The organism is Robertmurraya sp. FSL R5-0851, assembly GCF_038002965.1.
Classification (GTDB): domain Bacteria; phylum Bacillota; class Bacilli; order Bacillales; family Cytobacillaceae; genus Robertmurraya_A; species Robertmurraya_A beringensis.
On sequence record NZ_JBBOOE010000001.1, the window covers coordinates 2,194,446 to 2,210,500 of the forward strand.

A 16,055-nucleotide genomic window follows, 5' to 3' on the forward strand; every position below is an offset into this window, starting at 1 on the left:
CTAAATCGTCAACAGATTATCTTCTGGATAACCTGCATCCTTTAACAATTCCATACAATTCAACTTTTCTGAATCATTCCCACCAAAGCCAGCATCACTAAATACGACACTACTGGTTTCAATTCCATACTCGTTCCGTTTATCAATAATGGATTGGGCAACCCTTGTATCAATATGGTCGGCCAGACAAATAAATAAGTTGCCAAAAGCAATGTCATACACATTCTTTCCGTTCACTTCGAATACTTCGATTTGATAGGTGAGCTCTAAGCCATGTTTCAGCATTATTTCATACACAATATCTAACTCAGATCTCTCATCCATAAACGGAGATTCAAATAAATCTAACTCATCTTCAATATTTTCAAAATCTGTATTCCACTCTCTAATATTGGATGAACTTAATCTTAGTACTTTAAATCCAATATCGAGACTCTCTGGATCTATACCAGCAGATTCTTGTTTGATTTTCTCACCAGCACGACGAATACGTTCTTCCCCTATATCACATATCGTTCGATAACCATCTTTATAAGCTTCTGATTTCTCTTCTAGAAGTTCTGGTAACTGGACCATAATAAACTTCCGGTTGCCACCATCCTCTGCATTTAGCTGCATCACCGCGTGGGCGGTCGTTGCCGAACCTGAAAAGAAATCTAATACAATGGAATCTGAATTGGTATAGAGCAATAGTAATCGTTTAATCAAATCGACTGGCTTCGGATATGTAAAATAAGATTTTTCATTAAATAATTTCTTAAGTGCTTGACTAGCGCTTTGAGAGTGTCCCACCTCTTCATGTTTCCAAATCGTCATTGGCGTGACAGTCGATTTCACTTCAGACAAAAATCTTTTAACACGGGGAACATTATTCCCGTCTTCTCCAAACCAAATTCGATTGTCAGCGAGAAATTCCTGATATCTTTCTTTTGTAAGAAGCCAACAGCGACCATCCGGCGGGTAGATTTTTCTTCCCCCTGGTGTGGTAATTTCATATCTTTTTTCTTCAATCGCTGGACCAACAGAGAAGTTATCGCTCTGCCATGGACCTCTCGGATCATGATCTGGATTCTTATACCTCGCAAGCAATTCTTCGGTTTGAGGCAACCCGTTACAGATTAATTGATTCCTGTCTTTTGCATAACATAAAATGAAATCATGAGATTCAGAGAAATGCTTCTTTAAATTGATCGGTGCAAACGATCTTTCCCAAATGATTTGAGCAATAAAATTCCCTTCACCAAAAATTTCATTACAAATCATTTTTAATTTTTCTTGTTCACTATCATCAATGCTAATAAAAATAACTCCATCATCCGTGAGTACGTTACGAGCAAGTTTCAATCGTGCATACATCATATTTAACCAGTCTGTATGAAACCGACCATTACTTTCCGTATTGGTAGTCAGGCGATTGCCCTCTGCATCTATTTGACGTGTTTGCTCTAAATAATTTTGAACACCATCTCTGAAGTTATCTTTATAAACAAAGTCTTTTCCCGTATTATACGGAGGATCAATATAAATCATCTTAATCTTCCCATTATACGATTTTTGTAAAAGCTTCAATACCTCCAAGTTATCTCCCTCTATGTATAAATTCTCTGTTGAATCAAAGCCTTTACTTTTCTCAGGGTCTGGTCTTAAAGTCCCTTTCGATGGTTTTTGTGCTCCCAAAATCGTTTGTTTCTTCCCATGCCAAGTGAACTGATAGCGTTCACTCTTGTCCTCTACGGCTTCTCCTAGTACGGTCTTTAACTGATCAAAGTCGATTTTATCTCCATCTGTTAACACCTCTGGAAATAATTCTTTTAACCGTTCAAGATTTCTCTTAGTAAGATCTGTGGATTCCCCACTCAGTTTATTGTCCATGAAGCTATTACTCCCTTTCCATTAATGCCCGTTTTACACTTTTAAGCTTATTTGCCTCAACCTGCAAGGCAATTCGTTTATTCATTTATTTTTCCCGCTTGGCTTGAGCAACTACCGATATGTTCTAAGGGTATCTTCTTTTTCATGTTTTTAACAACAATATATATAATGCACCCCGTATATTCCTTAAAGATATGATAGCTGGAGGAGCATCTTCTATTTTACCATTTCATTAAAGCCTGTTAACCATTGATATTTATCCCATTCTGACTTACGGTATCTTCACTTTATAGACCAACTAAAAACGGTTCTAATTCATGGATTAAATCATTCTTTCTCCCATAGAAGGATTGAAATGTTTGTGTTAGTTCATCATTCTTATTTTAGCTGAATTTTAACAGATAAATCTATTTTGTAGAATTCGTATGAAGCAATCATGGGAGTTGTGAAGACTAATGGCACCGAGTCCTTACACCTCACTTCAATTCTTTTTATAAAACAAAAAAACTGAACAGAATGAACCAAGAAGTGGGTTCAAATCTGTTCAGTTTATGCCCAAAAGATGTAACATTACTTTGAATTATCTACTATTAAAAAGCGTATTTCCTTTCTTTTGTTTGGACAGATACCCATTTCATTGTTGTAAATTCATCGACTACCCATGGGTTTCCAAAGCGACCCATTCCACTTGATTTGTTACCACCGAATGGAATATTGGGTGCATCATTGACGGTTTGATCGTTAATATGTGTCATTCCTGCATCTATCTGAAGGGCATACTGTTCCCCTTTTACAAGATCACTTGTAAATATAGCCGAGCTTAAACCGGCTTGAGTATCATTTGCCATTTCAATCGCTTCTTCATCGCTTTCAGCTTTAATAATGAGTGCAATCGGTCCAAATAATTCTTTCTGAGCTAGTTCCCCATCATTCTTTACGTCTATAAAAATAGAAGGTGTTAGTACATTACCTTCACGTCTTCCTTCAAGGGCTACGGTTACTCCTTCTTTTTTCGCTTCCTCTATGTAACCTAGCGCTTTTTCGAGCTGACGTTCATTAATAAGTGGTCCAATGATTGTACTTGGATCCAGCGGATTACCTGTAGTCAATTCTTTTGTTCGCTCTACAAATTTTGAAACAAAAGATTCATACTGGTCTTTATGCACAATAATCCGGTTAATAATCATACAAATTTGTCCTTGATGAATGTATTTCCCAAATATCGCTGCATTAACGGCCTGGTCCACGTTGGCATCAGATAACACAACAAATGGACTGTTACCACCTAGTTCAAGTGCCACCCGTTTTAAATTTCGGCCAGCAATTCCACCAATATGACGCCCCACTGCTGTTGAACCCGTAAAGCTAATTAATTGTGGAATGGGATGAGTCAACATATCGTCACCCATCTCCTCAACATCTGTTAATAGCATATTAAAAACTCCAGCAGGAAGTCCCGCTTGTTCAAATGCTTTTGCTAGTACAACACCACCGACTAGACCGACTTGAATATCCGGTTTATGAACTACCGCATTACCAAGGACAATTGCTGGTACGATTGTTCTCATTGATAAGTTCATTGGGAAATTAAATGGTGAAATAGATAAAATGACACCCAAAGGTAATCGATAAATACGATTTACTTTTCCTTCTACACCAGTGGAGACTTCACGTACAGCACATGCTTCATCAGTATAATGAAGGGCTTCTTCCATTACTTCAATTGTAAGATGAAGTTCAACATTCGCTTTTAAAAGGGTTCCCCCTGTTTCACGACTGATGAGCTGAACAATCTCTTCTCGATTTTCTTTTAAGTAAGCAATTGCTTTTTCTACAACTGCTTTTCTCTCTTCCACATTTGATTTTGCCCATTCTTTTTGCGCTGCAGCAGCGGTTTCAAATGCTTGTTCCATCTGTTCTTTAGATGCAATATTCACTTCAGCAATAACCGAGTTGTCATACGGGTTCAAATCTTTATATACACGTCCACTGTCGCCACTCACCCATTCTCCGTTAATATAACTTTTAGTTAACAATTCATACTGTTGCATAGCTTTTCTCCCTCCGTATACATTTCATTGTAATCCTTCCGACCAAGTGCAAAAATAAGCCGACAAGATAAAAATAGGATGTCTTGTCGGCTCCTCACAATCTACGTTTCTGATAATTCTTCTTCAATATCTCTATTTTCATGACTACAACTAGTACAGTGACCATATATTATGCTGCACTTCTCTGAGGATATAAAATCGATTACCTGTTCACATTGTTGACAAACAAGTTGTGTCATTTGGTCATTCCCCTTTCACTATTAATTACCGATTTAAAAACTCACGTACTGTTTTCGCAATACCCTCTGGATCCATGCCATAGTATTTGTAAACATCATTTGGCTCACCTAATACCGCGAATTCATCTGGTAACCCAATGCGCTTAAACTTAGTAGGAATATTTGATTCCGCAATGATTTCCGCTACTGCCCCTCCGAGACCTCCATTGATACTTTGGTCTTCAACCGTAATGACACATCCCGTTTCATTTGCTGCCTTAAGAACGGCTTCTTCATCAAACGGTTTAATGGTATGCATATCTATCACTCTAGCGTAAATTCCGTTCTGTTCTAATTTTTGTGCTGCTTTCAATGACCAGTACACTGCGCTTCCTGTACCGATTAATGTTAAGTCTGAACCTTCTTTAATGGTAATGGATTTACCAAATTCAAATTCGTAATCATTATCCGCATATACATCTGGCTCAGCACCTCGGGCGATACGGATAATCATTGGTCCTGGATAATTCATTGACTGTCTAACCACTTTCGCACATTGATTGGCATCCGCCGGGCAAACAACAGTTAAATTGGGAACTGCACGGTAAAACGAAAGATCTGCTATCGCATTATGAGTCGGTCCTCCACCTGACGTTACGCCCGCATGGGTTCCGATTAAACGAACGGGGACATCGTTATAAGCAATATCTGCATGAATTTGGTCTGCTGCACGAAGGGGTAAAAATGGTCCAAATACTTGTGTAAAAACTACTTTTCCTGATAACGCAAGACCTGCAGACAACCCAACCTGATTGGCTTCAGCAATTCCAACATTGATACAACGGTCTGGGTACGCTTTCATTAATTTTCCGACTTCAGAAGATGGAGCCACGTTGTCTGAACAAACAAACGCAAAGTCCATTCCTTCGTCAGCCATTTTTCTCAATTCCGTTCCATATACCTCACGTGCAGATGATAATATTTGGTCAAAGTTTAAGCTCACTTCTACAGCCATAATTTATCTCACCTTTCTTGTGTTTTCGATAGATTCTATTGCCTTTTCCAAATCTTCTTTGTTCAAAACCCCTGCATGCCAACCTACGACATTTTCCATAAACGATACGCCTTTACCCTTTGTTGTATTTGAGATAATACAAATGGGTTTTCTTCGAATATGTGGATCAGATGGAGGAAGTGATTCTAGCGCCACACAAACTTCACCCATATCATTTCCATTCACCTCAATCACTTCCCAGCCAAACGCTCTCATTTTCTCATCCAGTGGATCAATGGAATTTGTTAGATTCGTAGGACCGGACATTTGCAGGTCATTTTTATCAATAATCGCTACTAGATTACCAAGTTGATAATGTCCTGCGGTCATAAATGCTTCCCAGTTCGTTCCCTCTTGAAGTTCACCATCACCGATAATACAGAATGTCCGCCAGTTTTCATTTGACATCCTTGCACCAAGGGCCAATCCTGTCGCTATTGGCATCCCATGACCTAGTGAACCAGTAGATGCTTCGATTGCATCCACATATTTTCGATTTGGATGCATACTGAATTTCGCTGTCTCTAGTGTTTCAAAATGATCAACCATATAATCCATTGTGTACATACCCATATCTTGATAAATGGTAAATAGTGCTTCTGCACAATGTCCTTTACTTAAAATAAGTCGGTCACGTTCAGGCATTTCTGGATTTTTCGGATCATAATTCATATCACTAGTGTTGCATGAATAATATTTAAATTTTCAGTTTAATTATTTTCCTTATTTGGAGCCAAAAAAGGAAATACCCATACAAAGGTGGCTCTATCCATTTGGAAATTATTTTACAATTAGACTGAGGTGACACCGACAGTTTGGCTGATTAAGGAACAGCCTTTCCTTCTATTTTTCGAATCCAGATCGTAGCCGGCTTCCACAATGCTGCCTTTAAATATCGGCTAATCTGCAGAATTTTCCTCTTGCTGTCCGTCTCGATCTGCGCGAGAACATTGAGACAATAGACGATTAACGCGATGAACACCTGATTCTGTATCGCCCACTCGCTTTGGCCGTAGAACTTTTTGATGTTTAAGTGCTGCTTGATCCATTTGAAAAAAAGTTCAATGGCCCAGCGGGCCTTGTACATCTCTGAAATTTCTTCTGCGCTCAAATCAAAACGGTTTGTGATGAGGTGAAGCAGATTCCCTTTTGAATCAGCCACTTTTAGAAGACGGAAGTAATTCTCTGTACGGTTTTGTGTGCTTCCGAGCAACACCATTTGATCAGACAAAACAGATGAATCATCAGGTAATGGAAAATCACTGACTTCTCGGATCACAGCGTTTTTGCGTAGTCTAGAGAGAAAAAAGTATCCATCATCCGTCATACGGTCAAAGCGCTCGTAGTCCAGATATCCTCTGTCAAACACATACATGCATTCTTTGTCATCGACCAGAACCTCCAACTGACCTCGGTCATGTTCACTGGCTTTGGTGATGACGGCTTTTTCCGGATAGGAAGATCCCTTTTCCATGAAGACAAGACGAAGATGTAACTTTACGCCTGCTTTAGTTTTCCGAAATTTTGCCCACCGATGATTCGTCAAATTAAGTGGCAATGTACTCGAATCAATGATTTTCAAAGGCATAACCAGTTTTGTATAGTGGGTTTTGGCGTGAATCCGCCCCACTAAATCGAGGAAAAGAAGTTGAAACAGATCTGGATTTAAGCTGTTTAACCGTCGAGATAACTGAGAAATACTGATCGAATCTAGTTCAATTCCCTTTTGAAGCTGTTCGTCAAAAAGACAATCACCAAGAGCGTGCAGGCTCTCGACTTCAACTAGCTGCGCAAAGAGCAGCAGTTTCAGGAAGGACTCTGTCCTTAACTTTTTTGTATAATAGTCTAATTTCTTGATTTTCACCTGATCTTCAATTAATTGAAGATTCATGGCTGAAAACCATTGCCCAAATGAAGTTTTTCGTGTAATCTTGTCCATGCGTGTGTCCTTTTTAGTGGATTTGGACGGGTTACCACCTGACTTATCCATTATAAAGGACTTTTTCTTTGCACAAAATAAAATTAGTGAAGATTTTGAGTCTTTTTAATATTGAAATTAAATTAGTGCAACACTAGTGAATTCATATATTTATAATAAAGGGCCACCGCCATATCAATCATTGACAATTCTCCACCTAAATGACCTGCGATGCCGATTCGATAAATAAAGGTACATAAATCTTTACGAATATCAATTGCTTTGTTTTCCAGTTCTTGAATCGTCCATTCATTTACAGTACTATTCATCATTTTCTCTCCTTTTTACTTTCTATTAATTACACTTAATTAGTACTTTTGGATATTTCCCACTCATATGAGCTTCGAAAGCTTCTACTCCGCGTTCAAGCGGGAAGATTTTTTGTGTAAAAGGCTCTAAATCAAGATGAGGCATCAATTGGATCGCACGTGGGAACGCATAAGGTGCGACAAAAGTACCCGAAATGGTTAATTCTTGTTCATAGCATTTTTTATAAAGGTTTAGAGGCATTTCGTAATCCTTTGGGAACATTGCAATATATAAAACGGTGCCCCCTCTTGATGCAATCTCTGTCGCTACATTTGCTGCACGCGGAGAACCTGATGCTTCTATGACGATATCAAAACCCCGTCCATCTGTAATGGTATTTGCTACTTCTCTAACATCCTCTTCAAGCGGATTGATGACATGCTCCGCTCCGAATGATTTTGCTAGATTTCGTCGATCTTCAATTGGTTCAATCAATGTAAGTGATGTTGCACCAAATCTTTTTAGTACCTGTAGCGTTAATAAGCCGATTGGACCGCCACCTGAAATGGCCACACGCTGTCCTACTCTCATATTTGCTTTATCAACAATTCGTACAGCAATTGAAATGGGTTCAAGTAAGCATGCTTCTTCAAGAGAGACAGTATCAGGTACTTTCCACACCTGTGACTCGTGCCAAACGATGTATTCAGACATACCTGGTCTGTTGTAATCATGTACGTTTTCACAAAATTGCTCTCGACCGTCTAAACAGTAGTAACAGGTTCCACAAAACTTTAAAAAGTTCCCTGCTACCCTGTCTCCTACTTTCAGTCCCTTTTTCGTCGCTTTTGGTCCAAGTTCTACAACAACTCCAGATACTTCATGACCAAGTCCAAATGGAGGCTCCCATCCAAACACGCCTTCCACAAGATGTGGGTCAGACCCACAAATGGAGCAGTATGCCACTTGAATTTTGACATCTTCTGCCCCAAGCTGTTGCTCAGGAAAATCAATGACTTCTACCGCTCCTCGTGTTTCCTCATTCGGATCATTTAATCGGCCGATCTTTACTGCGGCAATTGTTTTCAATATGTTCCCTCCTAGAGTGTTGTGGCAAATCCGCCATCTACATTAATCGTCCAGCCATTGATATAATTAGAAGCACTGCTGGCAAGAAATACTGCTGTACCCATTAAATCTGATGATACTCCCCAACGTCCCACTGGTATACGATCTTCAATCTTCGTGTAGAATGCTTGATCTTCCTGAAATCCTTTTGTCATTTCTGTTTCTAGAAACCCTGGTGCAATGGCATTTGTTTGGATATTATACTGACCTGCTTCATTCGCAAATACTTTGGTCAACCCGACAATGGCATGCTTACTTGTTGTATAAGGTGGACATTTTTTATCAGCCGTAAAAGCAAGTGCAGAAGCAATATTGATTATTTTTCCTGAACGTTGTTTAGCCATTTCCTTCACAACGAGATGACTCAAGTAATACACTGCGTTTAAGTTGACATCCATGACTTTTTCCCACAAATGGTCGGGATAATCCATAAAATCTGCAAATATTCCAACACCAGCATTATTTACGAGAATATCAATTTTCCCATACTCATTGATGCATCCTTCTACCACTTTTTGGACATAAGACTTATCTGTTAAATCTCCCTGGATAAATGCAACTTTTTGACCTGTTGCTTCGATTAATTCTTTTACTTCTGACACATGATCTGTAAAATGTGGGATATATAAATCAGCCCCTGCTTTTGCAAAAGCTACTGCATATGCCATTCCAAGCCCTTGATTTGCACCTGTGACTATGGCAACTTTTCCCTTCAATGAAAAGGCATCCAGTGAAAAATCGTTTAAATTATTTTCCAAAGCACTAATTCCTCCTAAACTATTAATTCTTTGCTCCATTTCGAATAGCCAACTCATCCATGATTTGTTCGACACGCTCTTCTGTTAAGTTATAAAACACCATAAAGATCACTAGTGTAACAAAACAAATGATCGCTGGTAATCCCGAAACTAGGAATAGAATTCCACCTAGCGCATCTGCAGATTGTGCAACGTTCGGCACATACCCTACACTTGCTAATACCCAAGTCGGAATGACTCCACCAATGGTCATTGATGCTTTTAAACCAAGGCCAATTGTCGTGTATACAATCGCTGGATAGCGTTTACCTGTGTTATATTCTGCATATTCAACAGCATCAGGAATGATGGACCATAAAATCCCCATTAAAATTCCGTAGCCAAATGACGCCACTCCCTTTGCAACCATCATCAGTGTAATGGCTGATACAGGAATAAAGTAAAGTGCTAATGAACCAAGTGCTGCAATCGTCAACCCTAAAGCGACAGTATTTTTCTTTTTTATTTTTCGAACAAGTAAGGGCACAAATGGAACAGCAATAACCGAAGGCAATACATTTAATAATGAAAATAACCCAATGAGATCGGTGCGTTCTGCGTTATAGGTCATATAATAAATACCTGAGGCTGAAGCAACCGTATTATATCCATAGACTCCCAGGAATAAAAGAAACAATATAATGCTTGGACGGTTTGTCGTTAACTGGATGAAAATGTCCTTTATCTTGACAGGATCAAGATGGGAAGTTGATTCAATCCGTTCTTTAATGGTCGTATAACTGTAGATTAAAATCGCTGCAGTAATAATCGATAAGAGAATAACGGTTATTTGATAACCTGTAGCTTGGTCCTCTTTCCCAAAATAAGCGGATAAAATCGGAATGAACAATGCAACCACCACTCCGCCACCTTGCGCGAACATCATGCGAATTGAGTTCAATTTTGTTCTTTCTTGTGGATCTGCTGTCATAACCGTTGTTAATGAAATGTATGGCTGGATAATGAATGTGAATAACATATTAAGTAAGTTATACGTTACATAGGCCCACACTAGCTTACCTGCATGACCCATGTCTGGAACGGTATAGGTTAAAATCGCCATTAAAGCAAACGGGATAGCACCCCATAATATATAAGGTCTATATTTCCCCTTTTTAGGTTTCAACCGCTCCGTTATAGCCCCCATCATTGGATCGTTGATCATATCCCAAAATCTTGATAATAGGAACATCAATGAGACTTCGACAGCTGTCAGGCCATAAACATCTGTGTAGTAAAAAGTAATAAACATAAGTACTGCCTGAAATACTAGATTCATTGCAAAATCGACTAATGAATACCCCATGATTTCTTTTCTATCTAGCTTGTAAAAACCTGGTTTTGGACTTGTTTTAATATACCCCTTTGAATCTACTAATGTTTCCTCCGGTTTATAAACAGTTACGTTTTGTTCCATCGTTACCCCCCTTTTTTGTTTGAAGCAACTTTCTTATTTTAAATTATAATGAATACGCTTTCATAAAAATCGTGTTTTTTTTAGAAATAAGTGTTGTTTTTTCTACTTTTCTGAATTTGCTGAATTTAAAAGACAACATTATAATGGTATTAATAAGAGTTTCAGAACGATTTGGGAGGTGTATTACGATGGCAAAAAAAATGGTTATATATACAGAAGAAAAGATACAAGGATTATTATATGCATCTGCACCATTTCACAGCGATGATTTTGAAATCGTTTACAATTCTGTTTCCTATGAAAGACTTATCGATAAAATGATAGAATTGAAAGCAGATATAGTCATGTTCCAACTTAGAACACCCATATATCATGCTCAAAACTTTTTTGCTGATTTAGCAGAGGCAAATATATCTCCCCTTCTTTTTGCATTTGAAACGATCTCAGATGATGAAATCACCTATTTTACAACTACATATGATGATTTTGATTTACTTGATAAACTAAAATACTTTTTTTCTACCGCTCTTGAGAAAGATTATAATTGTTACTTTAGTTATATCGGAGAAAACTCAAGAACGAATTCCATCATGAGCTCTCGTTTAAAAAAATTAGAAAAGACAGAGTATATGAATGATATTTTGCGTGGGGTTACGAAACAGGAATTATAAAAAACAAGCTTCTTTACAACTAAATGATAGTGGCTTCTTCTTATGTTTGTGGAATTTAGCGGAGATTGAGTATGTTGATCATGATTTAAACAAAAACATCTATTACTATGTAGGAGAAAAACTTTGTGAAGAATGTCAGTTCGTCCTGGATAATTATAATGGTGGCGAAGTCTTTTATATTACTCCGACACATCTTTGTTTGATTATTAATGACATACCTTCTAATAGTGAAGCCACCCGTATTCAAAAACAGGGAGAATTAATGAAGAAGTTAAATGCTGTCTTAAACTGTAAAACAGCGTTTCGTTATAGAAGTTCTTTCATTAAAACGATTGAAGATATCAGACTCGCCTATGAATCGTACCACCGTTTAAAAATATACAACTTCTTTTGCAGAGAAGCAGAGTTTCTGACACCTGAACTAATTGAAACTTCTAGGAAAAAAGTTGACCACATAAAAATAGACGATTATTTACAACAAATAAAAGAACTGATTGACCATAATATCACCGATCCAAGATTAGAATTATTGCTAGAAGATCTTTTTTTGAACATGATCAAACCTAGTTGTAGCTATAATATCTACTATTATTGTCAAACAACGATATCCGCAGCCTTACTTGAAAGATTCGGAAATTTATATAAAAATCGCCTCATCGAAAACAATTCGCCACAAGAGCTGGTCTATTCATCCATTGAACAAAAATATACGAACCTCATAGAGTCTATTCATCTGTTACGAGGAGAAATTTCTAATCGATATATGATTAAAAATCCGCTAGTTCTTCAAGCAATAGATTTTATACACGATCATTACACTGAAGACATTTCGATAAACATGATTGCAGAACATCTTAAATTGAATCTCTCCTATTTTAGTCAAATTTTTACGAAAGAAATGGGGATTAACCCTAGAAAATACTTAATTACATTTCGTATTCAAAAAGCAAAAGAGATGATTGAATCAAGTAACGAACTAGTTTCTAATATTGGAATAAATGTAGGATTTTTTGAAGTAAAACATTTCTCAAAAACATTTAAGAAAATAACCGGTCTTACACCTATGCAATACAAAAAACAATTTGCAAAAGGCGAATATGTTTAATTACATGTTCGTACTTAAATGAGTTAGGTGTATATAAGCGACGCCCAATTCACAATACTCAAACGTTCATTGTGTTCTATTATTACTTAGCCTACGAACTAACATAGCACAGGTCGTTATAATGACCTGTGCTACATTTCACTTGATTAAATTAGAAACTATTCAACCCACAAGCTCTTATTTCCATAGTATTCATCTAGCTCCGCACTGAACCAACGTCCATTCAACACTTCACTAATGATCTTTTTCTTTGCCTCTGAAGATATAGAAGTATCTTTTTCTATCTCATCGATCACATCTATTTTATTCGTTGAAACTCTAGACATTTTTGCAATAGCATTTGTCTCATTTGCAGTTAATATTAAACTAGCAGGCTTCTTTTTAGTCCATGGGTTCCATTCGGTTAATTTTTTGCCATTAGGGGTGCCTTTATGAAGGAAGTTAGCTAAATATTCTTTGAACTGACTGCTTAGTTCTTTTGCTCCTTCTAGACTATACGATTCCTTCATCATAGATAGGTACGTTTTATTATTACTATCTAGAAGAGGAACAAAGACTCCATGGAATGAACCAAAAAGAGACATATCCGTTGTTTTCGTCAGTTCTTCTCCAAAAGGCATTTCAACAGTATATATTGGCGCTTTATAGTTGTCATACATTTTTTCAGCTGATTCCTGAGTGTTAAACAAACCGTATAGCTTACTTCCAAATTTCTTAGCAAAAACGTATTCAGCATACTTGGTTTTGTCTAGTACACTACCTGCAAAATACGGGTCTCCATAAGCAAAGAAAGAGAATTCCGATGCACCAGTCAACATGATTAAAGGAACCGAATTATAATTCTTTGTATCAAATTTTTCTTTTGGAAGAACGACCCCATCATTATACAAATGAGGGAAAACACTCATTCGAATGGCTGCATTACTCATTAATCTACTTAATCTCTCAGCGGATAAAGAATAGAGATACTTTCTTACTTCCTCATCATCCGTCTGTAGCCATTGATAGGCTTCTTCTTCTGTCGATTTTTTCCCATCTTGTACAACTAATGGAGCAATGGCTTTCGCGAACACTTTCACACTATCATTTTGATCGGCCATTGTCATTCCGCCACTGAAGGCAATGGCCTTTTGAAATTTCCCTTCAAAGATAGGAGAAGCTAACGCTGCCATGACATCTCTGCCTCCAGCAGAAAATCCAGAAATGGTCACGTTGTTGGGATTTCCACCAAAGCTTTTGATATTCTCCTTAACCCAATCAAGGGATTTAGCAATATCTAGTAGCGTATAGTTTCCTGAGTCCTCTAAGTCGTTACCTGTATTTAGGGCTGGAAGAGGATTAAATCCTAATGGTCCAAGTCGGTAATTGACTGAAACAAATATAGCATCTAAGTCATTGACAAAGGCCTCACCTGTAATTTCTTGGGCTGTTCCGGTTTGATTATTACCTCCATGAATGAAAAATAACACAGGGAGATTCTTTTTATTGGTATTTGGTCGATAAATGTCTATATTTAGACTATCCTCGCTTCCTATAATGCCTTGAGCAGAAGACTGAATGGCAATGTTGCCAGGCTTTGTGGCATCAAAGGTACCTTCAAATGGAGATGGGTCTTCTGGAGCTTTCCATCTCAAATCTTCAACTGGGGCTTTTGCGTATGGAATTCCCTTCCAAACCAAGGCATTTTCCTCGACATTCACATATCCTTTTACATTTCCGTATGTTGTTTCTTGAGTGATTCCTTTTTTATAAGATTGAGAGGATGAAACTTGTGTCCTTTCATTAGTAGAATTTAAAGATGCTGCTGAAACATTACTACCTACTAAACCAACTGCGAGCATTAAAGCCAATAAGTATTTAACGACTCTTTTCACTATTACCTCACTCCTTCAAGAAATTTTTTAAGAAATGAAACATATTAAAATCTTGATCACTCAAAAGGTGTGTTACTACCGAATAGGACAAGTTCTATGTATATTTAACACCTCACTTCCATTCTTTTTAAAAACAAAAAACCCAAACAGAATGAATCAAGAAATAGATTCAAATCTGTTCAGGTTATGCCCAAAAGAGGTAACATTCCTTTGAATGATATAGATTTCAATATAAATCTACTAAATTTACTAATATTTGTCAACGCTTACATTTTTTGATTTGTTTGAATTTATAGAAATTTAATGTCTCCAATGTATTTTTTGCAATTAAATGATCCATTACTTTACTGTTTTTTTGCATAAAAAGAAGTTGCTTGGCTAATTTAATAACATGTGATTGAAGTAAGAAATTGGAAAGGTTTCCCATGAATCAAGCATTTATAGCTTTTCAGCTTAAAAAGAGGTGATAACATGCCAGTTAAGCAATATTGGAAGGAAATTAACGAATCGAGTAAGAGAGTTACCTCTCTAATGCATTCTTATTGGCATGAGCATTCTGACTGGGGAAACTGGCAGTTCTGGTTCCTACTACTCTGCTTACTTGTTCCATTGGTTGTGCTTCTGATTAAGCTTGACCGTAATAGAACCTTTGAAATTCTATTCTTTGGTTATACCGTTCATATTTTATGGACATATACAGATCTAGCGCTTATAAGACAAGGTTATATAGACCATTATTATTTCCTCATGCCATTCTTGCCACAAGCATTTGGAACAACTGCATCCATTTTACCTGTTTCCTTTATGCTTCTTTATCAATATTGCACAAATCAAGAAAAACCTTTCATTTTATGGACGACAGGACTTAGCGCTTTATTTGCTTTTGTTTTTGCACCAATTGAAATTTTAGTAAGTCTCGTCTCCATCACTAAGGGACTTACCATTGTTCATCTATTCTTTTTAGATTTTACCATTTCAATGGTTGCTTATGGGATGACGCAGTATATTGTAAACCATTATAAGAAAAGACAATCGGTTTGATGAGCCCCAGAAGTTAAAATTAAAAAGAGCACCTATAGGAGGAATGGTTCTCCTGCAACTTTGACGATCATGTTCACAAATTCTTAGGGTTCGTCACTCGTTCATTTCCTCTTTTAAAATTTCCTGTTATCTTTGCCAATATAAGTTGTACTGCTTTTTCATCTTGAGCTATTTTAATTTTTTGTAATATTTTTTCAGCATCTTTCCCTTTTAATAATTTTACTTGTTTTCCATAATAATCGATAAGAACCGTATTATTTTTAGTCACTTTGTAGCTAAATGGAGCTTCGTCAAATCGATTTCTTTTATCGATATCGCCCACTTATAATCCTCCCAATCAAGATCTTTATCAATATTCTATTTAATTCAATTTTTATCGGAATAACCCTTCTTTACTCAGCAGTTTGACCGATTGTTATTTAATTGTTTCATAACCTCTCTTAAAACTTAACTTTTGCTATTTCGTTAATTGACCATTTGTTATCAATTTTAATTGAATCAAGAATTTATTAGTAGGAGAATTTAAAAATAGAGTATTTAGTAAAAAGTAAAATATAGAGGAAACACAATTATCAAATATGCAAATACAACCAGCGAGGT

Annotated in this window: 15 protein-coding genes; 3 read left to right on the forward strand and 12 right to left on the reverse strand. The window is 37.0% G+C overall.

The window, feature by feature from the left end; all coding sequences use genetic code 11:
• The 10 genes from MKX65_RS11135 to MKX65_RS11175 form a co-directional block, all read right to left on the reverse strand.
• Complete coding sequence (locus MKX65_RS11135) at positions 1-1,872, reverse strand: DNA methyltransferase (RefSeq protein ID WP_160548075.1); 1,872 nt, start codon at positions 1,870-1,872, stop codon at positions 1-3.
• 590 nt (positions 1,873-2,462) lie between these two features.
• Positions 2,463-3,923, reverse strand: a complete 1,461-nt coding sequence (locus MKX65_RS11140) for an aldehyde dehydrogenase family protein (protein ID WP_160548076.1) — start codon at positions 3,921-3,923, stop codon at positions 2,463-2,465.
• 101 nt (positions 3,924-4,024) lie between these two features.
• Positions 4,025-4,162 (reverse strand): GapA-binding peptide SR1P, encoded by a 138-nt coding sequence (locus MKX65_RS27075; RefSeq protein ID WP_160548077.1) that lies wholly within the window; start codon positions 4,160-4,162, stop codon positions 4,025-4,027.
• Positions 4,163-4,187: 25 nt separating this feature from the next.
• Positions 4,188-5,156, reverse strand: coding sequence for a transketolase C-terminal domain-containing protein (locus MKX65_RS11145; protein ID WP_160548078.1), 969 nt, complete (start codon positions 5,154-5,156; stop codon positions 4,188-4,190).
• 3 nt (positions 5,157-5,159) lie between these two features.
• On the reverse strand, positions 5,160-5,867 hold the full coding sequence (locus MKX65_RS11150; RefSeq protein WP_340903649.1) for a transketolase: 708 nt from the start codon (positions 5,865-5,867) through the stop codon (positions 5,160-5,162).
• 151 nt (positions 5,868-6,018) lie between these two features.
• Positions 6,019-7,134, reverse strand: coding sequence for an IS4 family transposase (locus MKX65_RS11155; protein ID WP_160549960.1), 1,116 nt, complete (start codon positions 7,132-7,134; stop codon positions 6,019-6,021).
• 122 nt (positions 7,135-7,256) lie between these two features.
• Entirely contained in the window at positions 7,257-7,442 is a 186-nt protein-coding gene (locus MKX65_RS11160; protein ID WP_340903650.1) for a hypothetical protein, read from the reverse strand.
• A 25-nt stretch (positions 7,443-7,467) separates the two neighbouring features.
• The gene (locus MKX65_RS11165) at positions 7,468-8,511 is read right to left on the reverse strand and encodes a zinc-dependent alcohol dehydrogenase (protein ID WP_340903651.1); all 1,044 of its coding nucleotides are present in this window, start codon (positions 8,509-8,511) and stop codon (positions 7,468-7,470) included.
• An 11-nt stretch (positions 8,512-8,522) separates the two neighbouring features.
• Complete coding sequence (locus MKX65_RS11170) at positions 8,523-9,308, reverse strand: SDR family oxidoreductase (RefSeq protein WP_340903652.1); 786 nt, start codon at positions 9,306-9,308, stop codon at positions 8,523-8,525.
• 22 nt (positions 9,309-9,330) lie between these two features.
• Positions 9,331-10,764: an MFS transporter gene (locus MKX65_RS11175; RefSeq protein WP_340903653.1), complete on the reverse strand. Its 1,434-nt coding sequence runs from the start codon at positions 10,762-10,764 to the stop codon at positions 9,331-9,333.
• Positions 10,765-10,952: 188 nt separating this feature from the next.
• Between MKX65_RS11175 and MKX65_RS11180 the strand changes: the two genes are divergently transcribed.
• Positions 10,953-11,435, forward strand: coding sequence for a hypothetical protein (locus MKX65_RS11180; RefSeq protein ID WP_340903654.1), 483 nt, complete (start codon positions 10,953-10,955; stop codon positions 11,433-11,435).
• On the forward strand, positions 11,398-12,540 hold the full coding sequence (locus MKX65_RS11185) for a helix-turn-helix transcriptional regulator (protein WP_340903655.1): 1,143 nt from the start codon (positions 11,398-11,400) through the stop codon (positions 12,538-12,540). Before MKX65_RS11180 ends, MKX65_RS11185 begins: the two co-directional genes overlap by 38 nt.
• 158 nt (positions 12,541-12,698) lie before the next feature.
• Here MKX65_RS11185 and MKX65_RS11190 read toward each other — a convergent pair whose 3' ends face one another.
• A complete protein-coding gene (locus MKX65_RS11190; RefSeq protein ID WP_340903656.1) occupies positions 12,699-14,414 on the reverse strand; it encodes a carboxylesterase family protein in 1,716 nt (571 codons plus the stop codon).
• Between the two features lie 471 nt (positions 14,415-14,885).
• On the opposite strand from MKX65_RS11190, the gene MKX65_RS11195 reads away from it, so the two are divergent.
• The gene (locus MKX65_RS11195) at positions 14,886-15,455 is read left to right on the forward strand and encodes a hypothetical protein (protein ID WP_340903657.1); all 570 of its coding nucleotides are present in this window, start codon (positions 14,886-14,888) and stop codon (positions 15,453-15,455) included.
• 73 nt (positions 15,456-15,528) lie between these two features.
• Here the strand turns inward: MKX65_RS11195 and MKX65_RS11200 are convergent, their stop codons facing one another.
• A complete protein-coding gene (locus MKX65_RS11200; RefSeq protein WP_340903658.1) occupies positions 15,529-15,777 on the reverse strand; it encodes a hypothetical protein in 249 nt (82 codons plus the stop codon).
• Between the last annotated feature and the right edge of the window lie 278 nt (positions 15,778-16,055).